This window comes from Cellulophaga fucicola, from assembly GCF_900119145.1.
Classification (GTDB): Bacteria; Bacteroidota; Bacteroidia; order Flavobacteriales; family Flavobacteriaceae; genus Cellulophaga; species Cellulophaga fucicola.
On the sequence record NZ_FPIY01000001.1, the window covers coordinates 648,257 to 675,041 of the forward strand.

The 26,785-nt window shown below is 31.3% G+C and carries 29 protein-coding genes; 8 read left to right on the forward strand and 21 right to left on the reverse strand.

Translation table 11 applies throughout. The features are described from left to right. Positions 1–118: 118 nt before the first annotated feature. The 7 genes from BT107_RS02830 to BT107_RS02860 form a co-directional block, all read right to left on the reverse strand. Positions 119–331 (reverse strand): hypothetical protein, encoded by a 213-nt coding sequence (locus BT107_RS02830; RefSeq protein WP_072302238.1) that lies wholly within the window; start codon positions 329–331, stop codon positions 119–121. A gap of 18 nt (positions 332–349) precedes the next feature. Then, positions 350–1,039 (reverse strand): hypothetical protein, encoded by a 690-nt coding sequence (locus tag BT107_RS02835; RefSeq protein ID WP_084639086.1) that lies wholly within the window; start codon positions 1,037–1,039, stop codon positions 350–352. 35 nt (positions 1,040–1,074) lie between these two features. Continuing rightward, positions 1,075–1,686: a DEAD/DEAH box helicase gene (locus BT107_RS02840; RefSeq protein WP_072302240.1), complete on the reverse strand. Its 612-nt coding sequence runs from the start codon at positions 1,684–1,686 to the stop codon at positions 1,075–1,077. 235 nt (positions 1,687–1,921) lie between these two features. Continuing rightward, positions 1,922–2,764 (reverse strand): 1,4-dihydroxy-2-naphthoyl-CoA synthase, encoded by an 843-nt coding sequence (locus BT107_RS02845; RefSeq protein ID WP_170854691.1) that lies wholly within the window; start codon positions 2,762–2,764, stop codon positions 1,922–1,924. A gap of 62 nt (positions 2,765–2,826) precedes the next feature. Continuing rightward, on the reverse strand, positions 2,827–4,059 hold the full coding sequence (locus BT107_RS02850) for a glycosyltransferase (protein ID WP_072302241.1): 1,233 nt from the start codon (positions 4,057–4,059) through the stop codon (positions 2,827–2,829). 11 nt (positions 4,060–4,070) lie between these two features. Continuing rightward, positions 4,071–5,582: a DEAD/DEAH box helicase gene (locus BT107_RS02855; protein WP_072302242.1), complete on the reverse strand. Its 1,512-nt coding sequence runs from the start codon at positions 5,580–5,582 to the stop codon at positions 4,071–4,073. Between the two features lie 145 nt (positions 5,583–5,727). Then, the gene (locus tag BT107_RS02860) at positions 5,728–6,237 is read right to left on the reverse strand and encodes a DUF6155 family protein (protein WP_072302243.1); all 510 of its coding nucleotides are present in this window, start codon (positions 6,235–6,237) and stop codon (positions 5,728–5,730) included. Positions 6,238–6,448: 211 nt separating this feature from the next. On the opposite strand from BT107_RS02860, the gene BT107_RS02865 reads away from it, so the two are divergent. Further along, positions 6,449–7,312, forward strand: a complete 864-nt coding sequence (locus BT107_RS02865) for a sigma-70 family RNA polymerase sigma factor (protein WP_072302244.1) — start codon at positions 6,449–6,451, stop codon at positions 7,310–7,312. A gap of 525 nt (positions 7,313–7,837) precedes the next feature. On the opposite strand, the gene BT107_RS02870 is transcribed toward BT107_RS02865, so the two are convergent. The 3 genes from BT107_RS02870 to BT107_RS02880 all read right to left on the reverse strand — a co-directional run bounded on the left by BT107_RS02870 (position 7,838) and on the right by BT107_RS02880 (position 11,191). Further along, positions 7,838–9,547 (reverse strand): ATP-binding protein, encoded by a 1,710-nt coding sequence (locus BT107_RS02870; protein ID WP_072302245.1) that lies wholly within the window; start codon positions 9,545–9,547, stop codon positions 7,838–7,840. Between the two features lie 326 nt (positions 9,548–9,873). After that, on the reverse strand, positions 9,874–10,263 hold the full coding sequence (locus BT107_RS02875; RefSeq protein WP_072302246.1) for an acyl-CoA thioesterase: 390 nt from the start codon (positions 10,261–10,263) through the stop codon (positions 9,874–9,876). 31 nt (positions 10,264–10,294) lie between these two features. Beyond that, complete coding sequence (locus BT107_RS02880; RefSeq protein ID WP_072302247.1) at positions 10,295–11,191, reverse strand: DUF72 domain-containing protein; 897 nt, start codon at positions 11,189–11,191, stop codon at positions 10,295–10,297. Positions 11,192–11,294: 103 nt separating this feature from the next. On the opposite strand from BT107_RS02880, the gene BT107_RS02885 reads away from it, so the two are divergent. Continuing rightward, a complete protein-coding gene (locus BT107_RS02885) occupies positions 11,295–11,702 on the forward strand; it encodes a glyoxalase (RefSeq protein ID WP_072302248.1) in 408 nt (135 codons plus the stop codon). Here the strand turns inward: BT107_RS02885 and BT107_RS02890 are convergent. Then, positions 11,694–12,374, reverse strand: a complete 681-nt coding sequence (locus tag BT107_RS02890) for a DUF2461 domain-containing protein (RefSeq protein ID WP_072302249.1) — start codon at positions 12,372–12,374, stop codon at positions 11,694–11,696. The genes BT107_RS02885 and BT107_RS02890 overlap by 9 nt on opposite strands. A 98-nt stretch (positions 12,375–12,472) precedes the next feature. Here BT107_RS02890 and BT107_RS02895 point away from each other — a divergent pair, with 98 nt between their 5' ends. Next, positions 12,473–13,267, forward strand: a complete 795-nt coding sequence (locus BT107_RS02895; RefSeq protein ID WP_072302250.1) for a serine O-acetyltransferase — start codon at positions 12,473–12,475, stop codon at positions 13,265–13,267. After that, a complete protein-coding gene (gene cysM / locus BT107_RS02900; protein ID WP_072302251.1) occupies positions 13,257–14,138 on the forward strand; it encodes a cysteine synthase CysM in 882 nt (293 codons plus the stop codon). Before BT107_RS02895 ends, cysM begins: the two co-directional genes overlap by 11 nt. 25 nt (positions 14,139–14,163) lie before the next feature. Here cysM and truA read toward each other — a convergent pair whose 3' ends face one another. Continuing rightward, positions 14,164–14,958, reverse strand: coding sequence for a tRNA pseudouridine(38-40) synthase TruA (gene truA, locus BT107_RS02905; protein ID WP_072302252.1), 795 nt, complete (start codon positions 14,956–14,958; stop codon positions 14,164–14,166). An 89-nt stretch (positions 14,959–15,047) separates the two neighbouring features. Here truA and BT107_RS02910 point away from each other — a divergent pair, with 89 nt between their 5' ends. After that, positions 15,048–15,485, forward strand: a complete 438-nt coding sequence (locus BT107_RS02910; RefSeq protein WP_072302253.1) for a hypothetical protein — start codon at positions 15,048–15,050, stop codon at positions 15,483–15,485. A 186-nt stretch (positions 15,486–15,671) separates the two neighbouring features. After that, entirely contained in the window at positions 15,672–16,157 is a 486-nt protein-coding gene (locus tag BT107_RS02915; protein ID WP_072302254.1) for a hypothetical protein, read from the forward strand. 75 nt (positions 16,158–16,232) lie between these two features. Here BT107_RS02915 and BT107_RS02920 read toward each other — a convergent pair whose 3' ends face one another. Further along, positions 16,233–17,114: an anti-sigma factor gene (locus tag BT107_RS02920; RefSeq protein WP_072302255.1), complete on the reverse strand. Its 882-nt coding sequence runs from the start codon at positions 17,112–17,114 to the stop codon at positions 16,233–16,235. A 219-nt stretch (positions 17,115–17,333) separates the two neighbouring features. On the opposite strand from BT107_RS02920, the gene BT107_RS02925 reads away from it, so the two are divergent. Together BT107_RS02925 and BT107_RS02930 are read left to right on the forward strand one after the other, a co-directional pair. Further along, positions 17,334–18,026 (forward strand): response regulator transcription factor, encoded by a 693-nt coding sequence (locus BT107_RS02925; protein WP_072302256.1) that lies wholly within the window; start codon positions 17,334–17,336, stop codon positions 18,024–18,026. 2 nt (positions 18,027–18,028) lie between these two features. Then, positions 18,029–19,516 (forward strand): sensor histidine kinase, encoded by a 1,488-nt coding sequence (locus BT107_RS02930; RefSeq protein WP_072302257.1) that lies wholly within the window; start codon positions 18,029–18,031, stop codon positions 19,514–19,516. Here the strand turns inward: BT107_RS02930 and hisIE are convergent. The 8 genes from hisIE to hisG form a co-directional block, all read right to left on the reverse strand. After that, positions 19,513–20,109 carry a bifunctional phosphoribosyl-AMP cyclohydrolase/phosphoribosyl-ATP diphosphatase HisIE gene (gene hisIE, locus BT107_RS02935; protein WP_072302258.1) on the reverse strand — a complete coding sequence of 199 codons (597 nt, stop codon included), beginning with the start codon at positions 20,107–20,109 and terminating at the stop codon, positions 19,513–19,515. The genes BT107_RS02930 and hisIE overlap by 4 nt on opposite strands. A gap of 10 nt (positions 20,110–20,119) precedes the next feature. Next, positions 20,120–20,875, reverse strand: coding sequence for an imidazole glycerol phosphate synthase subunit HisF (gene hisF, locus BT107_RS02940; RefSeq protein WP_072302259.1), 756 nt, complete (start codon positions 20,873–20,875; stop codon positions 20,120–20,122). A gap of 71 nt (positions 20,876–20,946) precedes the next feature. Continuing rightward, positions 20,947–21,675: a 1-(5-phosphoribosyl)-5-[(5-phosphoribosylamino)methylideneamino]imidazole-4-carboxamide isomerase gene (gene hisA, locus BT107_RS02945; RefSeq protein ID WP_072302260.1), complete on the reverse strand. Its 729-nt coding sequence runs from the start codon at positions 21,673–21,675 to the stop codon at positions 20,947–20,949. Positions 21,676–21,740: 65 nt separating this feature from the next. Beyond that, complete coding sequence (gene hisH, locus BT107_RS02950; protein ID WP_072302261.1) at positions 21,741–22,322, reverse strand: imidazole glycerol phosphate synthase subunit HisH; 582 nt, start codon at positions 22,320–22,322, stop codon at positions 21,741–21,743. Between the two features lie 25 nt (positions 22,323–22,347). Beyond that, complete coding sequence (gene hisB / locus BT107_RS02955) at positions 22,348–23,481, reverse strand: bifunctional histidinol-phosphatase/imidazoleglycerol-phosphate dehydratase HisB (protein WP_072302262.1); 1,134 nt, start codon at positions 23,479–23,481, stop codon at positions 22,348–22,350. Between the two features lie 43 nt (positions 23,482–23,524). Beyond that, positions 23,525–24,574: a histidinol-phosphate transaminase gene (gene hisC / locus BT107_RS02960; RefSeq protein WP_072302263.1), complete on the reverse strand. Its 1,050-nt coding sequence runs from the start codon at positions 24,572–24,574 to the stop codon at positions 23,525–23,527. Beyond that, positions 24,574–25,857 carry a histidinol dehydrogenase gene (hisD, locus tag BT107_RS02965; protein WP_072302264.1) on the reverse strand — a complete coding sequence of 428 codons (1,284 nt, stop codon included), beginning with the start codon at positions 25,855–25,857 and terminating at the stop codon, positions 24,574–24,576. The genes hisC and hisD overlap by 1 nt, the downstream gene beginning before the upstream one ends. Then, entirely contained in the window at positions 25,857–26,714 is an 858-nt protein-coding gene (hisG, locus tag BT107_RS02970) for an ATP phosphoribosyltransferase (RefSeq protein ID WP_072302265.1), read from the reverse strand. Before hisG ends, hisD begins: the two co-directional genes overlap by 1 nt. Positions 26,715–26,785 lie beyond the last annotated feature (71 nt).

Here is a 26,785-nt window from a genome sequence, read left to right on the forward strand (position 1 = left end):
GTAGAGATCTATTTTTTGAGATGTATACAAGAATCACTATTCATTTTTCTTATTTATAAAAAACACTCGAGATGGTAATTTATCTTAAAGAAGAATTATTTTTAATAGACAATGTTTATTACTGAAGCATCCAATTTATTAAACCAACGGGGTCTACTATAGACCAACTATGCGGATGTCTATCACCGTTTGTACGGTAACCTCTATTTTCAGTGGCTATATACTCAACAAACTTAAATTCAGATTTCTTTAACTTATCTGATAATTGTTTAATGTAATAGGCATTTGTCTGCTTTAAATCAGTTTTTCTATTCTCTTTCCACCACAACACATCTGGCTCAGTATAGAATCAGATCTTAGTGTTTTTAAGGCTACTTATATTTTTAAAGTACTTAGTACTATTTGTATAGATTGAAAAATTTTGGTAATTGGTAATATTTGTATTAGGGTTCCCAAATCTTTCTTCTAGAGATTTAATTAACCAAGTACTTTCTAGTACAGCATCTTTAGAAAAATTTACTTTTAAATTTGTTTCAGCAGTAGTAAATAAAGCACTTAAGTCTATAGGAGAATCTACTATAAAAACACCCTTAGGTTTTAAATTATATTTTTTTGTTTCTGTAATATAACTACTAATTAATAGCGCTACATTTCCTCCGCTTGAAAAGCCACCAACATATATATTGTCTGTTGGTAACTTATTGTTTAAAATAGCAGTCTGTAAGACTTCTGCTAACTGTACTTTTTCTTTATCCTCTAACCACAGTTTTTGATTTAAATTAGCATAAAGAATAGCAACTTCACTTTCTTTAGCAACTTCTAAAATCTTAAACTCTCGCTGAATATCTATTGCTGTTTCTGGGTAACCACCAAATAAAATTAAAACAGATTTAGGAGGTGTGTTGGGTCTAAATAGCTCATATTCAGGAGTAGTAAGCTTACTGTATTCTACTTTAACGTTAGTTTTTTCTTTACGAATCTTTTTACAAGAAATAGTAAAAATTAAACACCCTAAAAAAAGAAAAATATGGTTTTTCAAAATTAGAGATTTATAGTTTGATAAAAAAGTTGAAATTACAACTTCACAATCTGTGCAGAAGCCATAAATGAATCTTGCATACGTTGCATGCGATCATCAAACTTAGTCCCAAAAACTAAATACTGACATTTATCTATACTCTCTGGTGTTCTAATTACTTCAGAAAACAAGCTAGGCTTTATTAAAAACTCAGCATCTTCAACTATAAACAATTCTAGTCTGTTTAGGTTTATTCCGTTTGTATAAAAAATTCTATTTAATCTTTTAGGTGTAGCAATAACAACATCAACACCGTCATAAATATCATCTCTTTGGTCGTCCATACCTTGTTCTTCATAAGCACAATACGTACGTACAGACATTCTAAACGTAAACCTATCAAATTCAGCCTTTAAATCTAATGCAGCCTGTTTGTCTTTTACAAAGATTAAAGCTCGTGGTGCGTCTTCAAACTCCTCACAATTCAGTTTTTGCAACGTACTCATAACCAAAGCTGTTGACTTTCCAGAACCAGCTGGCGCTAAAGCAAAAAGGCTAGCTCCTCCTTTTATTTTAGAGAGAATTGTTTTTTGAAAAGGTAATGGTTCTGTAATTTTTAAGCGTTCTAATGCTTCTTTTAATTCTGGATGTATTTTTTTAAACGACATCTTATATTTTTTTAGCTGATTTCTCTTTTTTAAAATAGCCTTACAACTTAATTGCAAAGCTACACAACAATAAAAGTTATGTTAACAACATACATTTTATAAAAAGGCAAAGGTACTATACTTTAGCTGTGTTGTTAAAGAGTAAAAAATTTTCATTTTCATATAGTGTTCTCAAAAAAAGAGTCTTAGCTTAATTGGTAAGACTCTTTTTTATTTTACACACTTAAACCTTATTTTAAGGAATCCATTTATTTTTTCCGAAGTCTGGCTTACGTTTTTCTAAAAACGCATTACGTCCTTCTTTTGCTTCTTCTGTCATATATGCCAAACGTGTAGCTTCACCAGCAAATACTTGTTGGCCAACCATACCATCATCTGTTAAGTTCATTGCAAACTTTAGCATTTTTATAGATGTTGGCGACTTTTCTAATATTTCCTGAGCCCACTCGTAAGCAGTATCTTCTAATTCGTCATGAGGTATAACTGCATTTACCATACCCATATCTAGAGCTTCTTGAGCTGAATAATTACGACCTAAAAAGAAAATTTCTCTGGCCTTTTTTTGTCCAACCATTTTTGCCAAATAAGCAGAACCATAACCGCCGTCAAAACTAGTTACATCTGCATCTGTTTGCTTAAAAATTGCGTGTTCTTTACTAGCTAAAGTTAAATCGCACACCACGTGTAAACTATGACCACCACCAACAGCCCAACCAGGAACTACGGCTATAACCACTTTAGTCATAAAACGTATTAAACGTTGTACTTCTAAAATATTAAGTCTGTGCATACCATCTTCACCAACATAGCCTTGGTGTCCTCTTGCTTTTTGGTCTCCACCACTACAAAAAGAAAATACACCATCTTTAGTAGAAGGTCCTTCACCAGATAATAAAACAACACCTATAGATGTGTCTTCTTGTGCATCGTAAAATGCTTTGTATAATTCACTTGTAGTTTTAGGTCTAAATGCGTTACGTACATTTGGCCTATTAAACGCAATACGCGCTACTCCATTGCATTTTTTATACGTAATATCCTCAAACTCCTGAGCTACTTTCCACTCAATATTTTTCATCTTGTTCTTTTTTATTTAGGATTACACACCTTAAAATAGAATTTAAAAATGTGATAGATATCTTATTTGTTCTTTTCTTTTTCAGCTATCCATTTAGATAAATACTTTGTACTCGTCATACTATGGTGCTGTAACAAACTACCAATAAAGTTGGTATTTCTATGCTTTTCTAAATCTTTTTGCAAAGTACTAATTTTATTAGATAATTCTGTTTCTAAATTAGACTTAGCGTAATATGTTTTTAGAATTTCTTCTCCATTTTTTTGTGCTTGTAGCCATTTAGTTTCATTGGTGTACAAATCTACTGCTGCAGCTACAAGATTGGCAACAGTATCCGTAATTTCTCCGTTCCAAGGCAAATTACCGTGCATACCCTCTGCTCCTATTTTTGTGGTAACATTAGGAGTGCCGTTATACATTGCATCTATTAATTTACCTTTTATACCGGCTCCAAAACGCAAAGGTGCTAAGTTTACTTTAGCTTGTTGCATAATTTGGTTTACATCTTCTCCCCAACCCTGAACCAGAAATCCGGTTTTAGGATTGTGCTTTTCTGTAATTTGTTGTGGTAAATAGGCGCCGTAAATATGTAAGTTAGCATTAGGCAATGCTTTGTGTAATAATGGCCAAATCTCTTTGTGTAGCCATAAAACAGCGTCTATATTGGGTTTGTGTTTGCCATTACCTATACACACAAAGTCTTGTCTGTCTTTAAACTGCGGTAAATTAGTAGCAGTGTAATCTTCTAACATAAAAGGCAAACGAAGGAGTAAGTTATTATCTATCTTAAAGGTTTCTTTTAACAACTTTTCTTCATACATAGAAATTAGTAAAGAAAAGTCGCATCTGTAGATACTTGCTATTTCTCTTTTTGTTATTTCTTGTGATTTTAAATCTGATTCCGAAACCTGAATTGTACCATTCTTAAATGCTAATTCTCTTGCTTTGCGTAAAAAATGAAGATCCTCTGTATCTAATATGCGGATGGCATTAGGGATATTTTGCGCCACACGCCAGCCAAATTGTTCCTCGGTTAAAAACCGATCAAAAACTACAATATCTGGGTTTAATTCTGTTATAAAATCATCAAAACTAGTACTGTTTAATACTATTTGTTCTTCTAAAACATCAATCTCTTTAAAATTTACAGAGTAGATAGACTTTGCCGCTGTACTTGCAAATGTTACTTTGTAGTGTTGTTGCTTAAAAAAGTTTATTAATTGCATAATTCTGCTACCAGCAGCTGTGGTAGTAGGCTCTGGCCAAACAAAACCAATAAATAAAACATTTTTCACGCTTGAAGAATTTACATTTTAGAAGAGAATTTCTGCGAGATACTTAATCGTAATTTACGCTCATAATCTTCTTCTAACCACTCTTTATAGTTCTTTGTGTTATTCATGATGCAATACGAATATTGCCTAACACGGTATTGTATTTCTTCTTTTAGTTTTTTAGCTAAAATACGAGCATCAAAAACATCTTCGCTATTCTCTACACAAATTTTAGCGTGTTGCTCTATACTCTTTTCTAAGACCGATTTTGATTTTAATCCTTTAGCAAAAGCTATTTTGTATTCTTCTTTTATATCAAAAAATATATTTTCAGATTTAGAAAATTCATCTCGTAAGGACTGAGGCATTTCGTAAACAAAATCGCGCTCTATTTCTTCATCATTCTTAATATTCTCTAAGTAAAAATCAGGGAAATGAAAAATTTCTTGCCAGTCTATTGGTTCACTCCATAAACCAAATCTCTTGGCATTATTACCAAGATCTATAACTGTAAATTCGTTTTTATTCTCTGTAAAACGAGAACCACGACCAATCATCTGAAAATACAAGGTTAAAGATCGTGTTGCTCTGTTTAGAATAATTGTTTCTACCGTAGGCTCATCAAAACCAGTAGTTAATATACTTACAGAGGTTAAAATTGCATCTGGAGTAATAGAAAACCACTCTAGAATTTCTTTACGCTCTGCTGCTGAATTTTTATTGTCTAAATGACGTACGTTGTAACCTGCTTTTTTAAAGGTTTCATACACATAATAAGAGGTGCTAATACCATTATTAAATATTAAGGTTTTAGTACCTTTAGATAATTCCTCGTATGATGACAATAGCTTGCCTTGCATAGTTTGGTTGCTATACAGCTCATCTGATGACTTCACTGTATAATCGCCATTAATACCTAGTTTTAAGGTTTTAAGGCCAACATCATAACTATATTGCTTTGCTTTAGATAAAAATTTACGCTTAATTAAAGATTTTATAGACTCGCCAATAATTAACTTTTTGTAATTATCTTTCATTGGCAACTTAATATTAGAACTAAGCGGTGTAGCTGTAACTCCTAATATATACGAATCTTTAAAGTACTTAAATAGCTTACGAAAAGAGTTGTAATGTGCTTCATCTATAATAACCAAGCCAATATCTTCTAGCTCTACGCTATCTTCTTGTAGTCTGTTATTAAGAGTTTCTACCATAGCTACAAAACACTTGTACCCATTTTGGTCGTTAAGATCCTTAACACTGCTATTAATTACTTTATTTTTTACACCAAAACCATCTAACATTCTAGATGTTTGTGCACTTAATTCTATTCTGTGTGTAAGTACAACAACCTTTTTATTTTTTTCTTCTATAAACCTACGAGCAATTTCAGAAAAAACTACAGTTTTTCCGCCACCAGTAGGTAATTGATATAGTAAATTGATACCATCCGGATTCTTTTCAAAATAGGTGAATATTTTATTAAGATCTTCTTCTTGATAGTCGTATAATGTTTTTTCTGTAGTTGTTTTATGCTCTTCCAAATGAGATAACCTATTTTGTAATTAATCGTAGAAAACGACTTTAAGTTTAAAAATAAACCTTGCTAAATTAGGAGATTTTTGTGCCTTAATAAAACTTATAGCCATAAAATTGATAAAAAAAGCGGACAAAATAATTGTTAGTAGATTAATCTATACTATCCAAAGCTCTAGAGAAACCATCTGCATACATCCAGTTTTTATCTTGTGTTTCGGTATAAATTACCACAATTCTGTTTTTAAACTCTGGTAAAATAGAGTTTACTGCAATGTATTGTACAGCCTGCTCAAAAGAGTTAAGCATACTTTTATAAAAAGCATCTGGAACATTTTTATGCTGTGCAAATTCTTGAGCAATTTCTATATTATATAGCATAACATCTGCAACCAAAGGAGCATCTACGCCCAATAATAAAAAGTTTTTTATGTATTTCTGAGCTACGGATCTACGCGCTCTTGGTCTTTTGCGTTTTACAGGAAAATATTCGTTCCCTATTTTTAGTTTAGCTTCTTGCACAAGCTTTTCTTCTTTAGGATTAAAAACAAAGCTATAATATGCCTTAACAGCTGGGAATTTCTCGTACAAACCCAACAATTGGTCTTCTAGCTCTCCCTTTTTTAATTCTGATAAATACTTTTTTAAAGCTCTTTTACTCATACAAACATCTATAATTCTCGAAAGTTACCAAATAAAATAAAAACGAAAGGTATTATTTATATAGATGTGTAATAGGTAGTTAAATATTGATCTTAAAAAAAAGTAAGTAATTTATTCATAAGTAATGTATAAACATAATGTTAAATGTTTGGAAAATAACATTTTAAAATGTATACTGTACTTTTAAACTTTAAATTAACGGAACAGATATATGAGGCAACTAAAGATTATCAAGCAGGTTACAAATAGAGAATCAAAATCACTAGACAAATACCTGCAAGATATCAGCAAAATAGATCTAATTACTGCAAATGAGGAAGTAGAGTTAGCTCAAAAAATACGTGCAGGCGACGAAGCTGCATTAGAAAAATTAACAACAGCAAATTTAAGATTTGTTGTTTCTGTTGCTAAACAATATCAAAATCAAGGTCTAAAATTACCAGATTTAATTAACGAAGGTAATGTTGGTTTGGTAAAAGCCGCTAAAAGATTTGATGAAACTAGAGGTTTTAAGTTTATATCTTATGCCGTTTGGTGGATTAGACAATCTATTTTACAAGCTTTAGCAGAACAATCTAGAATTGTACGTTTACCTTTAAACAAAATTGGTTCTATAAATAAAATTAAGAAAGCATTTTCTTATTTAGAGCAAACACACGAGAGACCACCTTCTGCAGAAGAGATTGCAAAAGAATTAGAATTGTCTGTAAGCGAGGTTAAACAGTCTATGAAAAATTCTGGGAGACACGTTTCTATGGATGCTCCTTTTAAAGAGGGTGAAGACTCTAACTTATATGACGTAATTAAATACGGCGAGTCTCCTAATCCTGACGAAAAATTAATGCATCAATCTTTAAATACAGAGATTAACAGAGCATTAGAAACATTATCACCAAGAGAAGCAGATGTTGTTAAGCTATACTATGGTATAGGAGATAAACATTCTATGACCCTAGAAGAAATAGGTCAGATTTTTGATTTAACACGTGAGCGTGTTAGACAAATTAGAGAAAAAGCAATTCGTAAATTAAAACATAATTCTAGAAGTAAAATCTTAAAAACCTATTTAGGATAATTTATTTTTCTAGCATAAAAAAAGGAGCAACTTGTATGTTGCTCCTTTTTTTATGCTTTTTTTTCAGTAATGTAGTAAATACTAAGAATAATTTAGCTTGGTTACATTAATTTCTGATAAAATTTGATTCAGGCTCTCTACAAATGATAAATAAGCCGAGTTGTTTGGGTTTGCCATAACAAAAGATTTTGGGTTTAACTTAAATAAATAACTAGAAACTTATATATAATCTAATTCTATTAACTGGTTTAGACTTAAAATTTCATTTAAATCATGTAAGAAGTTTAGGTATTCTTCTCCGTATGTATCGTATAGCATAATAAGTAGGTTATTTGGGTTTCTAATCTTTTATAAAACTAAAGAAACACTACTTATGTTACAACTAAATGTGGTGAACTTATTCTTTTTTGTTGTGAAACGATATGTTTGATATAGTTACCAATTAAATTGATATTTAAGACCTCCAGTAACTGCTAAATAAACTTGTTTGGTGTAAAAAAAAAGAGACTGTCAATCTTTAATATTCTATGCTTCTTGTGCTAATCTTAGCAGTTCATCATCTAATTGTTGATCTATTATTGGATATTCTTCTACAAAACAGTTGTAAAGAAAGTTTAGATGTTTTACATCTATATCATCTTTAATGGCATTTTCTATTTGAAGAACTGTATCATGTAAAGCTTCGGTTTTCATCATTTTTAAACCAGCTTTTATTTTATGAGTAGAAAATTTTAATCCCTCATAATCCTCATTTCTAATGTGTACAATAGCTTTACCAATAAACTCTAATGCATTATTTTTAAACAACCTAATTAGTTCTTGTAACATTCCTATGTCTCCCATACACTCGTTTAAAACTGGTGTTAGATTTATTTTAGGAACATCTCCTTTGTCGTTTATATGATTACTTGTTAATGTTTCCATATTTGCATTATTTTCAATTTGTTCTAACAAAGTACTAAGCAACTCGTCAGAAGTGTAGGGTTTAAGTAAAAATTCGGTAAAATTTAAGATATTAAATTCGGTACTAGTTCTTATGTCGTGATCTGCTGTAACAGCAATTATAGGCGTATTTTTTACTCTTAGATCATTGTTGTTTCTAATTTCCTCAGCTATTACGTCTCCATTTTTACCTGGCATTCTAAGATCCATTAAAATAATATCTATGGGGTTGTTTTCTAAAATTTCTAGACCAACATTACAATTGTCTGTAATAAAGGTTTTACAATTCCATTTCTTAAGTTTAAGTTCTATTAATTTTTGATTTAACTTATTATCTTCAAAAATTAAAACTTTTATATCTGCAATACCTTTAGATAGTGAAGCTCTTGTAGGCTCTACTGGCTTTTTAAAAGGTAATATAAATGTAAATTTTGTGCCTGTATCTACTTTACTAGATACAGAGATAGTACCGTCTATTGATTCTATTAATTGTTTAGCAACATTTAACCCAAGCCCTAAACTAGAATTATCTTGACTATAAAAATCAAAAACAGCATCTAATTTATCATCAGAAATTCCAAAACTAGTATCTGTAACTGTAAACTCTATAAATACTTTATCATTAGTTTCTTCTATTAGCTTAGAAACAACCAAAATTTCTCCTTTTTGTGTGGTTTGCACTGCGTTACCAACTAGGTTTAAAAGTATCTGAGATAACTTAGAAGGATCTCCTATAAGGTCATTTGGTATTGTGTTAGTTGCAGTATAATTTAGCTTTAAAGATTTATTTAAAATTAAAGCATTACACAAAAACAATACATCCTTAACTATATTATGGAACTTAATGGTTGTGCACTCGTTAGTACCTATTGCATCATTACCAGTGTAGTCTATAATATCTTTAGATACAGTTAAAATATTATTAGATGATGCCTGAATCTCTTTTACTATTCTTTCTTGTTCCATAGTTAAGTTGCTTTTTAATAGTTTCTCAGAAAATTTTAGAATGCCATTTAGGGGAACGTTTATTTCTTTATTTGCTGCAGTAACCAGTAGACTTTGTAATGTTTGCTGTTTCTCTTCTAGTGTAGTTTTGTTAACAAGGTTATTGTTTGCTGTACAAAGATTGTTTAAGTTACCTTGTATGGTATTTTTATCTTCTAGTAAAGATTTAAAACTGTTTAATGCATTCCTGAATTTATCTGCTTCTTTTGCAGATAATTCGTCAAAAGAAAAACGAGTAAGTTTTTCTTGCAAATTAGATAATGAAGTATGTAGGTCGTTCAATTTCAATTTGGGGAAATTTTACATTAATATTTTCTGCAAACCATTAATATATTGGTTTATACTATCGTAAAACTCACTAATTATAGAAGTAACAACAATTAAATGTTATATATCTTTTTATGTTGTGAAACAGCCTTATTTGTAAGTATACATTTTAGCACCTACATCAATTAGCCGTTTTTATTGACTTTTTATCTATTTATTATACGAAAAATTGAAGTTTTAATTTCAATTTAAGTTAATTTTACTAACTATCTTAAAACTAGGTTTTTAAATAAAAAATGCCTCTATGAAAAAATCACAAAGGCATTTAAAAGGTTAAGTGGTCTTATTTACTGTGCCAATCTATCTTTTACATATTCAATTTTTGTTTTTCCGTGTGGTTTTGGTTTACCGTCTGGACCTAGATTAACCATAATGATATTGTCTACCGTTAAAATAGTTTCTCTTGTCATTTTATTACGCACTTCGCAATTTAATGTTAACGAAGAAACGCCAAATTTTTCAACTTCAATACCTATTTCTACAATATCACCTTCGGTTGCAGAGCTCATAAAATTAATCTCTGACATATACTTAGTAACCACTTTTTTATTTTCTAACTGTATAATAGTATACAATGCTGCTTCTTCATCTACCCACGCCAAAACCTTACCACCAAAAAGTGTTTTGTTAGCATTTAAATCCCCTGGTTTGACCCATTTTCTACTGTGAAATCTCATAATATTACGATTTAGAATACAAAATTAACTATTAAAATAAAGTTAGACTATTATCTAACAAAGTTTTAGGAATTTTTAAATTAGAGTCAACTTTTTTGTTTAAACTGTTAATAAAACTAGCCGATAATAACGGTGACTCTAATTCCATATTCTGATGCACAAAAAAATGAATGTTTTTAAGTCCTTTCTCTTTCCAAGATTGTAGTCTACTTGCCCAGTCCTCTAGCCTATCATAATCACTTTTATGGTTAGCACCAACATAACGTACAAAAGCTTCATTATTTGTTAAACGCATATGCAACAAATCTCTTCTGCCTGCAGTATCTACTATAGTGTTTGCTATATTGTTTTCTTGTAATAAATAGTATAATTCTTGGGCTGTATTTTCATCATTAAACCAGTCTGTATGCCTAAACTCTATTGCAAGTTTAACTTCTTTAGGCCAATACTTTACAAATTGCACAACCTTATTCCAGTTTTTGGGATCAAAATTAGAATGTAATTGTAAAAATATAGTTCCAAGTTTTTCTTTTAAGGTTGATGTAGCTTCTAAATAACGATCTAAAATAGGATATACATTAGTGTCTAATTTATATAGGTGACTTACTTCACTAGTTATTTTTGGAAAGAATGTAAAGTTAGAAGGTGTTTTATCATACCATTTTTGATATTGCTCCGCCGGAAAAAGCCTGTAAAAAGTAGCATTTAATTCAATTGAGTTAAATTGTGATGCATAGTAAACCAATTCGTCTTTTGTTCCTCTTGGGTAAAAGTTTTTTAAATCTTGTTTGTTCCACTTAGCGCAACCAACAGAAATTTGCAATGCTGCATTTGTTGTTGTTTTTTCTAGCACACTAGCGGTATCTAGATGATCTACCGGCAACTTAAAATCTATTAATTCGGGATTAATTACTTTACCAAATTTCATAATTTAAATATATAATACTAAATGTTCATAAACACGTTAAAAACTAATTTAAACCTAAAAGCTATGTCATAATAGATATTGTATCTTTAGTAAAACACTAGTTATGAACCAAAGATCTAAAGACCTCTTGCGTATTAGACCAGAAATTAAGGCTACTAAAATAGTAGACGGAATTAGTACTAATGAGCTTTTTCAGAACAAAACTATTAGGCCTATTCTAAAATTACAGAACGATTTACTTTTGCTTGTTTTTAAAAACTACATTAAAAAACACAAGAACAAATTTTATACACTAGTTTTAGATAAAAGACTGGAATATATAGACAATGCCGTACAAAAAGACATTAAGTTTAGAAACGCTTTAAAAGGTATTATTATAGGTCAATTTACGGTGGAAGAATATCAAATTTACATTCAAAATTCATCTGCCTTAAATAAACGTATGATGTCTATGGCAGTTACAAGGTTAAAAGATCAACTTCAGTTTTTTGAAGAGTCAACTTTAGTCTAAAGTAGATTCGCCGTTTAAGTTTGTTGTTAATACGTCGCTCATCAAATCAAAAAATGGTCTAACCGTAGCAAACGACTTGTTCACTGTACTTAAGAAGTTAGGAGACAATACCTCTTTATCTGTAAATTTACGGGTAAAAATGTATTGTTTTTTGCGTATTAGATCAATGTCTTTATGTTCTACATCAAAACCTTTTGGCGCTCTTTTTAACTCATCGCCTTCTAACTCTCCCCAAATAGCTTTAAATTCTTTATTAGAAATGGCTTCTCTAAACTCAGATGCATCTAATTCTAACTCTTTTCTAATTCTAAATAAATCTTCTTTATTTGGATCCCAAAAACCAATTGCTATAAAGCTACTACCAGACTCTATATGTACATAATAACCACCTCTAAGTCTAGCTCCTGCCCTAGTAAAAGATCCGCTTAAATGTGTTTTGTATGGTGTTTTGTTTTTAGAGAAACGTACATCTCTGTAGATTCTAAATACTTTAGATTTTTCAATATCATCATATAAGTTTAATTCTTCCAACAAAGCCAAAATAAAATCTTTAAATGATTTTTCTTCAACTTTAAACTCATCTTTATGCTCTAAAAACCATTCTCTTGTGTTGTTTTCTTTCAACTTATTTAAAAAATCGAATGTATTTTTAGATATAACTTCATTTTTCATAAAAATCCTACTAATATATTATTTATGCTAAAGTTAACGGTTTTTAGAAGTTTTTTTATAGAAATAATGGTTAATTTTGATAGTTGAATTCATTATATATGACACTAAAATCTGTAATTGACGAAATTGAGTTGCATAAAAAACAACCCAATTTAAACTTTAGTCTAAAAGAAAAAACAGAGGCTTTTACTCAAAAGCTTTTTTATACTTTGTTTGATACACAGACTCCTGTTAAAGAAAACTTAGAGTTATTAGAGAAACAATTTGATGAATTGGTTAATCTTGCTTGCTGGCAAGTAGATAAACCTTGTAAAAAAATATGGGAGCGTTACGTTGTAACATTACCTAACATATTAGAAAAACTAAATCTAGATGCAGAAGCTATTGTAAATTGTGATCCTGCATCTTTATCTATAGAAGAAGTGTATATGGCCTACCCTGGTTTTTATGCTATTGCTATATATAGATTAGCACACGAATTACACATTATTGGTTTTCCTTTAATGCCGCGTTTAATGACAGAGTATGCACATAGATTAACAGGTGTAGATATTAATCCTGGTGCACAGATAGGAAATTCTTTCTTTATAGACCATGCTACAGGTGTTGTAATTGGTGAAACTGCTATTATAGAAGATCACGTAAAAATATACCAAGGAGTTACTTTAGGAGCTTTATTTGTTGCTAAAAATTTACAACAAACAAAAAGACACCCTACCATAAAGAACAATGTTACAATTTATGCTAACGCTACTATTTTAGGTGGAGATACCATTATTGGAGAAAACACAATAATTGGCGGAAATGCCTGGGTTACAAGCTCTATACCTGCTAATTCTAAAGTGTTTCATAAAACAGAAATTAAAATTAAAACTACAAATAATGTCTCATAGTATTCTAGATTTAATAGGTAATACACCTTTAGTTGAATCTAAAGTTTTAAACACCAACCCTAATGTTAAACTTTTATTTAAGTTAGAAGGTCAAAACCCTGGTGGTAGTGTTAAAGACCGTGCTGCCTATAATATGATTAAAAGTGCGTTAGATAGAGGCGATATAAATAAAAATACAAAGCTTGTAGAGGCAACTAGTGGTAACACAGGTATTGCTTTAGCAATGATTGCTGGTATTTTTGATTTGGATATAGAGATTGTATTATCTGAGAGTTCTACCATAGAACGCATACAAACAATGCGTGCTTATGGGGCAAAGGTAACTTTAACCCCTGCAGATATTGGTATTTTAGGAGCTAGAGATTATGCAGAAAGTCAAGTTGAAAAAGGAGCTGTAATGCTTAATCAGTTTGGTAATAACGATAATTGGAAAGCACATTATAAAACTACAGGTCCAGAGATATGGAAAGATACAGACCATAAAATAACTCATTTTGTATCTGCTATGGGTACAACGGGAACTATTATGGGGACTTCTACATATTTAAAAGAACAAAATAAGGACATACAAATTGTAGGTGTACAACCAAAAGATGGAGCAAAAATACCTGGAATTCGTAAATGGCCACAAGAGTATTTGCCAAAAATATTTAATGCTTCTAAAGTAGATAACATAATAGATGTTAGTCAAGAAGAAGCAGAACAAACCACATTATTACTAGCTAAAAAAGAAGGTATATTTGCAGGTATTAGTAGCGGTGGAGCAGCTTTTGCTGCTATAAAATTAGCGAGTACATTAGAAAGTGGTACTATTGTATCTATTGTTTGCGATAGAGGTGATAGATACTTGTCTTCTGGCTTATTTGATTAAGATTTTAATGATGATGCTTAACATATTAAACATCATCATTAAAATCTAAACTATGTAACATTAAACCAGATCCTGGTGCTACAAAAGAAAATTTTGTTGTACTATCTATTTTAAGAGCATTTTCTATTTCTGTAATAGCTATTTCTCCTTTCCCAAGCTGAATTAAAGCGCCCATTAACATACGTACTTGGTAGCGCATAAACCCTTCTCCTTTTATATGAAAAGCATATGATTTCTCTGGGAAGAAATTAGCAGTAAGAATAGTATTTTCTTTTATTTTGGACGATTTTATTGTTCTAATAAACTTACCGTTTTCTTTAGGCTTTGCTGTAAAACTTTTAAAGTTATGCGTGCCAACAAATAACTTTGCTGCAGTTTTCATTAATTCTAAATCTAGTTTTTCTTGTACGTTAGCCATAAATGGTGCTGTATACGGATGATTTTTTTCACCATAAGAAAACAAATACACATATTCTTTTTCTTTGCTATGCTGAATTATATTAAACTTTTCTTTTACGTGTTTTACAGATATTATTCTAATATCTGAAGGCAAGTTTTTATTAAAGTCTTTTTTAAAGAACACTAAATCTTCTAAGGGTTCTCCTTCTAAAAAAAGCTCAAAAGCTGCGTCTAAAGCAGATACTTTAGCATCTGTACGTCCCGCTCCTAATATTTTACATTGTCTTTCTGGCAATATAAATTTTAGTGTTTTAGTTAACATACCTTCTACCGTCTTGTATCCAGGTTGTTTTTGCCACCCACTAAATCTGTAGCCTAGAAATTGTAATCTAATTAAGTAATATTGTTTTTGTTTCTTCACATTAGCAAAAATATACAATTAAACAAAAACAGGCTACAACTTATTTTTTTTGTATTTTTCCATTTAATTACCAATTTAAACCAACCAAAATGACAAATCTAACATCACATAAAATACCTGTTTGGTTCTGGCTTATAGCTGTACTAGCTTTAGTTTGGAATTGTATGGGAGTTATGGCATATTTAGCTGAAGCCTATATGTCTGACGAAGTATTTGCTAATTATTCTCCAGAAATACAAAAACTTTATAATAAAAGGCCTTCTTGGGTTACTGGCGCATATGCTATAGCTGTTTTTGGAGGTGTATTGGCTAGTATGTTATTGCTAATACGTAAAAAAGCAGCCAAAACAGTATTTTTAATTTCATTAGCAGGAGTTTTAGCTAATGATGTTTATACTTTTTTTATGAGTAAAACTTTAAAAGTATTAGGGACCAACGCTATTATTTTTCCGGTAATAGTACTTGTAATAGCAGCATTACTTGTTCTTTTCTCTAATTATGCTACAAAAAGAGAATGGTTGGCCTAAAAAAAAGCTTTTTTCGGTTATTTAGTTTACCAATTATCGGGTCAAAAATGCTTTTTATCTATGCTAATACACTTACCCTTATATTCTTGTTTTTTAGCGATTATATTCACATAATTTTAACACTACTCATATTTTTGTGTAAAATTGAAGCGTAGAGCCCCCTAGCTTTTATACTCTATATATTATATGAAAATTCCGTCTTTAAAAAAATCTTGGAAAGTACCTGTGGTTATTTCTGTTGTTTTATTAGTATTAGTTACTTTTTCTAACTTTTATGGTTTATTAACAGATAAATTTCATTTTGATAATCCCAGTAGTTACTTCTTTATGTTACTAGCAACAGTACACGTTGTGTATTTATATGCTTTTTGGTTTAAACTTACAGAAAATGAGTATCCTGATAAGGAAATGAGAAACTTAGAATATGGTTTCTATGCCGTAGTAGCTTTTTATGTTTACAAATTAGTAGACATTACTAGTGTTGTTTTTGGATATAGTACTTATGATGATTTAATACTTGCAGATCACTTTTTAATTGTTGGTATTGCAATAATATTAGGTTATTTATCTTTATGTTTAATTACATTATATGTGTTTTCTATTCGTAAAGCTAAAATTGGTAATTATACAACAGATTGCTACGTAGAAGAAGATTTAGATACGTGGCCATAAACAAGACCAAATTAAATTAAACATAATAAAAAGAGCTTCTAAATTTCTAGAAGCTCTTTTTTTGACTAAAACAAATTATCTTTTAACCCAACCTGTTGGAAAAGAATCGCTGTTTAAACTTAATGTGTGAGTTGTTGGTGCAGTTTCTTGACCAGATACACCTACTAATGGTTTTAGTAAAAATGGATTAGGGCTGTTATCCGGAGAAGGTTCTATAGATATAACTACAGTTTTACCTCTAATATCTAAAGGAAAAGTAAATCCTGTTGGTGCATTTTCAAAGAAATCTTCACCTGGAATTGGAGGCCCTGGATTAGCTCCACTAAAAGGATTTCCCGAATCTTCCATTTGTACTGTAGGATCAGAGAATGTACCTGTAGTTATTGGTCCTTCTGTACCTACTACCCATCCTTCGTAAACCCATCCGTCAGGTAAAACCGGTAATTCTAAACCTGTTGCTGGTGGTGTACCAGGTATTCCAAACCAAATACCAAATTGGTCATTACCATTATTCATTCCGTCTGCTTCATCAGTTGGTGTTCTTAAAAAGAATTCTCCGCTTGCGCTAGAAAAATCACCTACTAAATCGGTAATACTAACAGTTGCTGTTTCTGCTGCAAATGCACCAGATAATAATTTAGTTGCTGCCGGTGCAGGATCAGTATCTACTGCTGGCTCTATAGAAAGCACGTAAGCTGTTGCTTGGTTTAAGATATCTGTATCTACTGTAAAAGCTGTTTTAGATGGTGTACCACTAGCATCTACGGTAAAAATACCTGTAGAAACTGGAGCTCCGTTTACAATTATCCATCCTTCATATACAAAGTCAGATCCAAGGTCTTCTAGACCATCTATACCCATTGTTAAATTGGTTGTTTGTGGTTCATTAGTGTCGTCATCACTATCACAACTAACTACAAGAGCTGTTGCCATAAATAATAAAAGTAATTTTTTCATAATATTAGAGTTTTAGATTATGAGACAAATTAAGTGTATGTTTTTGACGATAAAATCACAGAATAGTAAACTTTACGGCCAATTTTGTAAGGTATTTGTGATAACTTCTACCTTTAAATAGAAATAACGCAGCTAAAAGCTTAATTTCATTGGCCTTAACAAACTTTTATTGTTTGTGATAGCTTTGTGATATTATATTAACTTCTTTGTAACCATATTATGAAACAGATTTTAATTATTGAAGACGATCCAGAAATTATACAATTACTGGAGATACATTTAACAGATATGGTGTATAGTACAACTAAAGCTATGGACGGGGAAACTGGTCTTAATTTAGCTTTAGAAAACAATTATGACCTTATTTTACTGGATCTTACTTTACCTGTTATGGATGGTATAGAAGTTTGTAAAAAATTACGAACTAAAAAAAACACACCTATTATAATGCTTACTGCTAAGTCAGAAGAAATAGATCGTGTATTAGGTTTAGAAATTGGTGCAGATGATTACTTAACCAAACCTTTTAGTATTCGTGAGTTATTAGCTAGAATTAAAGCTGTATTACGTAGATCTGATACTCCTGAACCTGAGAAAAATAACTCTACAACTTTAAATTTTGAAGGTCTTTTTATAGATATTGATAAACGTAAAGTATTACACAATAAACAAAAGATAGATTTATCTCCAAAAGAGTTTGAGCTATTGGTTTTAATGGCTTCTAACCCTGGAAGAAACTATTCTAGAACAGAACTGCTTAATATTATTTGGGGCTATAATTTTGAAGGGTATGAGCATACTGTAAACTCTCATATAAACAGATTACGTGCTAAAATAGAGTCTAATATGGCTCAGCCAATGTACATTCTTACTTCTTGGGGAGTTGGCTATAAATTTAATGAAGAAATTTAATTATGGGAGCATCAAAAAAAGTCTTAGGGACCAAGCTTATTAAAAAATTATGGATTGCCTTTATATTAATTATTTTGTTAATGGGTGCCTGTTACATTCTAATAACAGGATATTTTGCTAATAAATATAATGAAGCTACTATACAAAAGGTAAATGCAAAAGTAGCAAACCATCTAATTGAAGAAAAGTTTCAAAATGCATCACCATTCCTTGAAGATGGTAGTGTTAATAAGCCTCTTTTTGGTGATTTAATGCATGATATGATGGCTGTTAATCGCAGTATAGAAGTGTATTTACTAGATAATACTGGTTCTGTTTTATATTCTGTAGTTTTAGAACACGGAGCTAATGAACCAATTAAACACGTATCTCTTGCTCCAATAAAAGAATTTATAAAAGTAGATGGACAAAACTATATTTTAGGTGATGATCCTAGAAATACAGATGAACAAAAAATATTTTCTGCTGCTCCATATAAAGCTGGCGATAAAGAAGGTTACATATATATAATTCTTGCTGGCCAAGAGTTTCAGGCTATTAGTAGCGGTTTATTATCTCAGTATTTTGCTAAACTTGGTATTGGCGCTACCCTACTAACTATGGTTTTTGCTGCATTACTAGGACTATTAAGTATTTGGTTTTTAACGAAGAACTTACGTGTAATGATTAGTACTGTGAACAAGTTTCAAGAAGGCGACCGTACTGCACGTATAAAAAACCCGGAAGAATCTGATATCGAGGTTTTTGCTAATTCTTTTAATGATATGGCAGACACAATTGTTAGTAATATTGATAAAATACAGTCTGTAGACACCTTACGTAGAGAGTTAATAGCAAATGTATCTCATGATCTAAGAACGCCCTTAGCTATCTTAAAAGGATACGTAGAGACACTCCAAATAAAGAAAGACACACTTACTGAGGAACAAAAAGAAGAGTATTTAGAGATTACGCATAATAATATAGACCGTTTATCAAACCTAATAAACCAATTATTTGAGTATTCTAAATTAGAGTCTGAGCAAGTAGTACCTGTAAAAGAACCATTTTCTATTACAGAACTATCTTATGATTTAATTGAAAAATTTAAAGTAATAGCAGAGAAAAAACAAATTACATTAGAAATGGATGTTTCTAATGAAAACAGCTTTGTTTATGCAGATGTAAGTATGGTAGAGCGTGCTTTGCAAAACTTAATAGAGAACGCTATTAAGTATACAGAACCAAACGGAAAAGTTACATTAGCTATAAAAAAAGAAGCTAAAAAAGTAGAGATTAATATTACGGATACTGGTGCCGGTATTCCTATAAACGAGCAACCTTATATTTTTGACAGATACAAGCAACTAGATAAATCTGAAAAGAAAAGAGGTGCTGGCTTAGGTTTAGCCATAGTGAAGAAAATAATGGAATTACATGATACCACTATAACTGTACTTAGCAAACCTAAAGAAGGCAGCACCTTTACTTTTACATTACCTGTACATTAATTTCTGGTTTTTAGTACCGTAACAATATCGTTTAATTTATAACCTTTAGCTTGTAAAAGAATTAAGTAGTGAAACAATAAATCTGCACTTTCTTCTTTGAATAGATGATCGTTACTATCCATTGCTTCAATTACTACTTCAACTGCCTCTTCACCAACTTTTTGGGCAACTTTGTTAATTCCGTCTCTGTATAAAGATGCAACATAGCTGTCCTTATTTTCTGGGTTATCTTTACGATCTGTAATTATATCTTCTAACTTAGATAAGAATCCGTAGCTATTTGTATTGTCTTCTTTCCAACAAGTATCTGTACCTGTATGACAAGTAGGTCCAACAGGGTTTACAGTAATTAATAAAGAATCGTTATCGCAATCAACTTTTATATCAACTAAATTTAAAAAGTTACCACTCTCCTCTCCTTTGGTCCATAAACGGTTTTTACTTCTGCTATAAAACGTAACCTTTTTAGTTTCGTTAGTTTTATCTACAGCCTCTTGGTTCATATACCCTAGCATTAACACATTTTTAGTTATTGCATCTTGTATAATTGCAGGTATTAAACCGTCTGTACTCTTTGTAAAATCTATTGTCATTTTATATATATTATAATCTAACAGGTATGCCGTTAGTTTTTAATTCTTCTTTTAAATCTTTTATTTCTATTTCTTTAAAGTGAAAAACACTCGCTGCTAATGCTGCATCTGCTTTACCCTCTTTAAAAGTATCTGTAAAATGTTGCATTGTACCTGCGCCACCAGAAGCTATAATTGGAATATTTAACTCAGTTGATAACCTAGCCAAGGCTTCATTAGCAAAACCATCTTTTGTACCATCATTATCCATAGAAGTAAATAGAATTTCTCCTGCTCCTCTTTCTTCTACTTCTTTAGCCCAATCAAACAAATTAAGCTCTGTTGGTACTTTACCCCCAACCAAGTGTACAACCCAAGTACCATCTATGCTTTTAGCATCTATAGCAACAACAACACATTGCGAACCAAATTTGGCTGCTAAATCGTTTATTAATTGCGGATTTTTAACTGCAGATGAATTTATAGATACCTTATCTGCACCGTTTTGCAGCAATATATCTACATCTTCAATAGAAGATATGCCACCACCAACAGTAAACGGAATATTTACTTTCTCTGCAACACGCAATACTAAATCTGCTAAGGTTTTTCTACGTTCTTCAGTTGCAGATATGTCTAAAAAAACAAGTTCGTCTGCTCCTGTTCTTGCATAAATCTCTGCCAGTTCTACCGGATCACCAGCATCACGTAAATCAACAAAATTGATTCCTTTTACTGTACGGCCGTTTTTAATATCTAAACAGGGTATTATTCTTTTTGTTAACATAATATTTATGGATCATAGAAAAAAGAGAAAAGAAATAGATGCCTATTTTCTATACTCTCTATTCTAAGTTCTTATTTATTTAATATAAATTCTTCTAATTGTTTCATAGAAATTCTATTTTCATAAATAGCTTTCCCAATTATAGTTCCTTCACAGCCAATTTCGGCTAATTCAGGAAGTTCATCATAAGTAGAGATTCCTCCACTTGCTATTAGTTTCAACCCTTTGTCAGAAGAGGCTAATATCTTTGAATATAAATCAAAAGAAGGACCTTCTAACATACCATCTTTACTTATATCTGTACAAATTACATAGCTCACGCCTTGTTTTTGGTATTCTTGTATAAATGGCACTAATTCTTCTTTAGATTCTTCTAACCAACCAGATACGGCTACTTTTTCATCCAAAGCATCTGCACCTAAGATAATTTTATCCGCACCAAATTTCTGAAGCCAAGAACCAAATACCTCTCTATCCTTAACAGCAATACTGCCACCAGTAATTTGGTTAGCTCCGCTCTCAAAGGCTATACGTAAGTCTTCATCTGACTTTAATCCGCCACCAAAATCTATTTTTAGGTTTGTTTTAGAAGCTATTTGCTCTAAAATCTTATGGTTTACTATGTGTTTAGACTTTGCCCCGTCAAGGTCTACTAAATGTAAATACTCTATACCGTGAGCCTCAAATTCTTTTGCAACTTCTAGAGGGTTCTCGTTATATATTTTTTTAGTGTTGTAATCTCCTTTAGACAAGCGTACACATTTGCCATCTATAATATCTATTGCTGGTATTATTCTCATTTTTGTTTTTTTGTAAAAAAATATAAAGACTTAATTGCTTGTTAACTTTGGACTTAATTAAACTTCTACATTTCCAGAAAATTCCTCAAAATCTGCTCTCCTACTTCACTACTTTTTTCTGGGTGAAATTGAGTTCCGTAAAAATTATTTTTTTGTAATGCCGCACTGTAATCTATATCATAATTAGATGTTGCGATGGTCTCATTAGTAACTGGAGCATAAAAACTATGAACCATATAAATATGGGCGTTTTCTTTTATAGTATTAAATAAATTAGTTTTTAAGTTTGATATCTCATTCCATCCAATCTGTGGCACCTTTACCTTGTTTGAAAACTTTACAACATCAACATTAAAAATTCCTAACCCAGTTGTGTTTCCTTCTTCAGATGCGTTACACATTAATTGCATACCCAAACAAATACCCAAAACAGGTTGTTTTAAAGTGGGAATTAGAGCATCTAAACCACTAGCACGTAACTTACTCATTGCACTACTAGCTTCACCTACGCCAGGAAAAATTACTTTATCTGCAGCAAGAATTTCGTTTACATTATCTGTTAAAACTGCCTCAAAACCAAGTCGTTTTATAGCAAATTTAATGCTCTGTATATTTCCTGCTCCGTAATTTATAATTACTATTTTCATCTTAAACTTTAAGTATTATAACTATTTATAGCATTCCCTTTGTACTAGGTAAAACCATTTTTTCTACATCTCTTTTTACAGCCATTTTTATTGCTTTTGCAAATGCTTTAAAAATAGCTTCAATTTTATGATGTTCGTTTACACCTTCTGCTTTTACATTCAAGTTTGCTTTTGCTCCGTCTGAAAACGATTTAAAAAAGTGTAAAAACATTTCCGTTGGCATATCTCCTACCATTTCACGCTTAAAATCAGCATCCCAAACCAACCAGTTTCTACCTCCAAAATCTATAGCTACTTGTGCTAAGCAGTCGTCCATTGGCAAACAAAAACCATAACGTTCTATTCCTAATTTTGTTCCTAATGCCTTAGCAAACACTTCACCTAAAGCAATAGCGGTATCTTCTATAGTGTGGTGTTCATCTACTTCTAAATCGCCATTTACTTTAATTTCTAAGTCCATTTGACCGTGACGTGCCAATTGGTCTAGCATATGATCAAAGAAAGATAATCCTGTTTTTATGTCACTCTTACCAGTACCATCTAAATTTACGTTAATGTAAATATCTGTTTCGTTGGTTTTACGTGTAACTTCAGAAACTCTATCTTTTAGCTTTAAAAACTCGTATATTTTTTCCCAATCATTACTTTCTAAAGCAATAACATCGTTTAACTCTTCTCTTTTTACAGTAATTTCACCTGTACCAAGATTGGTTTCATCGTTAATAAAAACACCCTTAGATCCTAAGTTTTTAGCTAGTTCTATATCCGTTAAACGATCTCCAATTACAAAAGAATTGGCCAAATCATAATCAGCTGAAAAATATTCTGTTAGCAAGCCAGTTCCTGGTTTACGTGTATTGGCATTTTCGTGTGGAAAAGTTCTGTCTAAAAAAACCTTATCAAAAACAACACCTTCATTTTCAAAAGACTTTAAAATAAAATTTTGTACTGGCCAAAATGTATCTTCCGGAAAAACGTCTGTACCTAAACCATCTTGATTGGTAATCATAACCAATTCGTAATCTAGCTCCTTAGCTATTTTTCCTAAAAAAGTAAATGCTTTTGGGTAAAAAATCATTTTTTCAAATGCATCTATTTGTTCGTCTACCGTTTCTTTAATTATGGTACCGTCTCTATCTATAAATAATACTTTTTTCATTTTCTAAAGTTCGTTGCAATTCAATTTCACAAAAGAATTACGGTTAGTTATTAATTTGGTTTAGTGCGTTTATTAATTTACTATTTTCTTCTGCTGTACCTACTGTAAAGCGCAACGTATTTTTACACAAAGGTTGCGTTGTTCTGTTCCGTATTACAATACCTTTTTCTAAAAGCTGATTGTATCTTTTTGTAGCATCGTCAACTTTAGCAAGAATAAAATTAGCGTCAGAAGCATATACTTTTTCAACATAATTAACCTGAAGTAAAACTTTAGATAAACAATCCTTTTCAGTCATTATATCAGATACTTCTCTTTTTACAGATTCTATATCTAAAACTCGTTCTTTTGCTCTTTGCTGAGTTAATTCATTTACATTATATGGTGGTTTTATTTTGTTTAAAACTGATATAATTTCTTTTGATGCAATACAGATTCCTAATCTTATACCTGCCAAACCATAAGCTTTAGATAAGGTTTGAGTAACAATTAAATTAGGATATTTATCTAGTTGCGAAACCCAACTTTTTTGAGCTGAAAAGTCAATATAAGCTTCGTCTACAACCACCAAACCTTTAAAATCTTTTAGCAACTGATGCATTTTTTCTGCTGCAAAGCTATTACCAGTTGGATTATTAGGTGAGCATAAAAACAAAATTTTACTATTCTTATTTGCTACAGCTAAAATTTCATCAACATTAGGTTCAAAATCAGTCGTAAGTAATACTTCTTTATTCTCTACATTATTAATACCAGATAATACTTTATACATACCGTAAGTTGGTGGTAATGTTATAATATTATCTTCCTTTGGCTCGCAAAATGCTCTGTAGATTAAATCTAAAACTTCATCACTACCATTACCCAAAAGTAAATTTTCTGATGCAATTCCTTTTTGATTCGCTAAAATAGATTTTAAGCTACGTTGTTGCGGATCTGGATATCTATTTACACCATTTTGGTATGGATTCTCATTGGCATCTAAAAATACCATTTCTGCACCATCAGAAACATACTCATCCCTAGCAGAAGAATACGGACTAAGTCCTTTTACATTTTCCCTAGTTAATTTATCTAAGTTAAAATCCTTCATTATTTTAAGCTATTTAAACGTAAAGTAACTGCATTTTTGTGTGCTTGTAAACCTTCTGCATCTGCCATTAGTTCTATTGCCTCTCCTATTTTTTGTATACCTTGTTTAGATATTTTTTGAAATGTAATACTCTTAGTAAAACTGTCTAAGTTAACACCACTATATTGCTTAGCATAGCCGTTTGTTGGTAATGTGTGGTTGGTGCCAGAAGCGTAATCACCAGCACTTTCTGGCGTATAGTTGCCAATAAATACAGAACCAGCATTTTCAATTGTGTTTAAAACGTAATCTTCATTTTCTACACAAACAATAAAGTGTTCTGGAGCGTATTCATTAATTAATTGCATAGCAATTTCTATTGTTTCTATATAAATGAGCTTACTATTTTCAATGGCTTTTGTAGCTATTTCTACACGTGGTAAAACGGCTAATTGTTTTTCAACTTCAGTTTCTACCGCAGCAATCATTTTTTTAGAAGTAGATACTAATATAACTTGACTATCTGTGCCGTGTTCTGCCTGACTTAATAAGTCTGATGCTACAAATGCCGCGTTTGCTGTATCATCTGCTAAAACTAAAAGTTCACTTGGACCTGCAGGCATATCTATTGCTACACCGTATTTAGTTGCTATTTGTTTCGCTACAGTAACAAATTGGTTGCCAGGGCCAAATATTTTATATACTTGTGGTATTGTTTCTGTACCAAACGTCATAGCTGCAATGGCTTGTATGCCACCAACTTTGTATATTTTGGTAACACCACATAAATTTGCTGCGTACAAAATAGCCGGATTTATTTTTCCTTCTTTATTAGGAGGAGAGCACAATACAATCTCTTTACAACCTGCAATATTAGCGGGTGTAGCCAGCATTAAAATGGTAGAAAATAAGGGTGCTGTACCGCCAGGAATATATAAACCAACTTTTTGAATTGGTCTTTTTTCTTGCCAACAGTCTACTCCGTTTGCAGTTTGTACACTTACCTTTTCTGTTTTCTGTGCTTTGTGAAAAGTTTCAACATTACTCTTAGCTAATTGTATCGCTTTTTTTAGTTCTTCTGATACTAACTCTTCAGCTTCATTAATCTCTGCTGTAGAAACGATGCTAGAATCTAAAGAAACACTATCAAACTTCTCTGTGTACTTTTTTATAGCACTATCGCCATCTTGTTTTACTTCAGTAAAAACAGAAACCACAGTACTTTCTATATCTGCAACAGTTTGTGTTGGCCTTTCTAAAACTTGTTTCCAATCTACAATAGGTGGATTATCAATTTTATTCATTACAATACCATTTTTTCAATTGGACAAACCAAAATTCCTTCTGCGCCTTCTTTTTTTAATTCCTGAATTACTTCCCAGAATTTATCCTTGTTTATAACAGTGTGTACAGAACTCCATCCTTCTTCTGCTAATGGTAATACAGTAGGACTACGCATTCCTGGTAATAATGATATAATGGTATCTAATTTTTCATTAGGTGCGTTTAAAAGCACATATTTAGATTGTCTAGCTCTTAAAACAGATTCAATTCTAAACTCTAACTGACTTAATATTTCTTTACGTTCTTCTGATATTTTAGGAGAAACAGCTAAAACTGCTTCGCTAGTTAGCATTACTTCTACTTCCTTAAGGTTGTTCTTAAACAAAGTACTACCACTAGAAACGATATCGCAAATACCATCTGCTAAACCAATATTTGGCGCAATTTCTACAGAACCATTAATAATGTGTAAATCTGCAGTAACACCTTTAGTTGCTAAATAGTTTTTTACTGTATTAGGGTATGATGTTGCTATGCGTTTTCCTTGAAAATCTTGAACAGAGGTATATTTAAACGATTTTGGAACCGCTAATGATACTTTACATTTAGAGAAACCTAATCTTTCTGAAAACGTAAGATCTTCTCCTTTTTCAATTAAAACATTTTCTCCAATAATAGCAATATCTACTACACCATCTCTTAAATACTGAGGAATATCACCATTTCTAAGGTAAAAAACTTCCATTGGAAAATTTCTTGAAGACGCTTTTAATTGGTCTTTACCGTTGTCTATAGATATACCACAGTCTTTTAAAAGGGCTATGGAATCTTCATTTAAACGTCCACTTTTCTGAATTGCAATTCTAATTTTAGTCATTCTTTTTTTTAGTATGTGTTCAAGAAATCAAAATGGATTAAAAACAAAAAACCCGTTTGATTTCTCAAACG

What these genes read in the sequence shown, in the direction of transcription:
- BT107_RS02840 (WP_072302240.1), bottom strand. Translation starts at nt 1,686, where the DNA reads ATGTCGTTTAAAAAAATACATCCAGAATTAAAAGAAGCATTAGAACGC.
- BT107_RS02845 (WP_170854691.1), bottom strand. Translation starts at nt 2,764, where the DNA reads ATGAAAAATATTGAGTGGAAAGTAGCTCAGGAGTTTGAGGATATTACG.
- BT107_RS02860 (WP_072302243.1), bottom strand. Translation starts at nt 6,237, where the DNA reads ATGAGTAAAAGAGCTTTAAAAAAGTATTTATCAGAATTAAAAAAGGGA.
- BT107_RS02865 (WP_072302244.1), top strand. Translation starts at nt 6,449, where the DNA reads ATGAGGCAACTAAAGATTATCAAGCAGGTTACAAATAGAGAATCAAAA.
- BT107_RS02875 (WP_072302246.1), bottom strand. Translation starts at nt 10,263, where the DNA reads ATGAGATTTCACAGTAGAAAATGGGTCAAACCAGGGGATTTAAATGCT.
- BT107_RS02880 (WP_072302247.1), bottom strand. Translation starts at nt 11,191, where the DNA reads ATGAAATTTGGTAAAGTAATTAATCCCGAATTAATAGATTTTAAGTTG.
- BT107_RS02885 (WP_072302248.1), top strand. Translation starts at nt 11,295, where the DNA reads ATGAACCAAAGATCTAAAGACCTCTTGCGTATTAGACCAGAAATTAAG.
- BT107_RS02890 (WP_072302249.1), bottom strand. Translation starts at nt 12,374, where the DNA reads ATGAAAAATGAAGTTATATCTAAAAATACATTCGATTTTTTAAATAAG.
- BT107_RS02895 (WP_072302250.1), top strand. Translation starts at nt 12,473, where the DNA reads ATGACACTAAAATCTGTAATTGACGAAATTGAGTTGCATAAAAAACAA.
- cysM (WP_072302251.1), top strand. Translation starts at nt 13,257, where the DNA reads ATGTCTCATAGTATTCTAGATTTAATAGGTAATACACCTTTAGTTGAA.
- BT107_RS02910 (WP_072302253.1), top strand. Translation starts at nt 15,048, where the DNA reads ATGACAAATCTAACATCACATAAAATACCTGTTTGGTTCTGGCTTATA.
- BT107_RS02915 (WP_072302254.1), top strand. Translation starts at nt 15,672, where the DNA reads ATGAAAATTCCGTCTTTAAAAAAATCTTGGAAAGTACCTGTGGTTATT.
- BT107_RS02920 (WP_072302255.1), bottom strand. Translation starts at nt 17,114, where the DNA reads ATGAAAAAATTACTTTTATTATTTATGGCAACAGCTCTTGTAGTTAGT.
- BT107_RS02925 (WP_072302256.1), top strand. Translation starts at nt 17,334, where the DNA reads ATGAAACAGATTTTAATTATTGAAGACGATCCAGAAATTATACAATTA.
- BT107_RS02930 (WP_072302257.1), top strand. Translation starts at nt 18,029, where the DNA reads ATGGGAGCATCAAAAAAAGTCTTAGGGACCAAGCTTATTAAAAAATTA.
- hisIE (WP_072302258.1), bottom strand. Translation starts at nt 20,109, where the DNA reads ATGACAATAGATTTTACAAAGAGTACAGACGGTTTAATACCTGCAATT.
- hisF (WP_072302259.1), bottom strand. Translation starts at nt 20,875, where the DNA reads ATGTTAACAAAAAGAATAATACCCTGTTTAGATATTAAAAACGGCCGT.
- hisA (WP_072302260.1), bottom strand. Translation starts at nt 21,675, where the DNA reads ATGAGAATAATACCAGCAATAGATATTATAGATGGCAAATGTGTACGC.
- hisH (WP_072302261.1), bottom strand. Translation starts at nt 22,322, where the DNA reads ATGAAAATAGTAATTATAAATTACGGAGCAGGAAATATACAGAGCATT.
- hisB (WP_072302262.1), bottom strand. Translation starts at nt 23,481, where the DNA reads ATGAAAAAAGTATTATTTATAGATAGAGACGGTACCATAATTAAAGAA.
- hisC (WP_072302263.1), bottom strand. Translation starts at nt 24,574, where the DNA reads ATGAAGGATTTTAACTTAGATAAATTAACTAGGGAAAATGTAAAAGGA.
- hisD (WP_072302264.1), bottom strand. Translation starts at nt 25,857, where the DNA reads ATGAATAAAATTGATAATCCACCTATTGTAGATTGGAAACAAGTTTTA.
- hisG (WP_072302265.1), bottom strand. Translation starts at nt 26,714, where the DNA reads ATGACTAAAATTAGAATTGCAATTCAGAAAAGTGGACGTTTAAATGAA.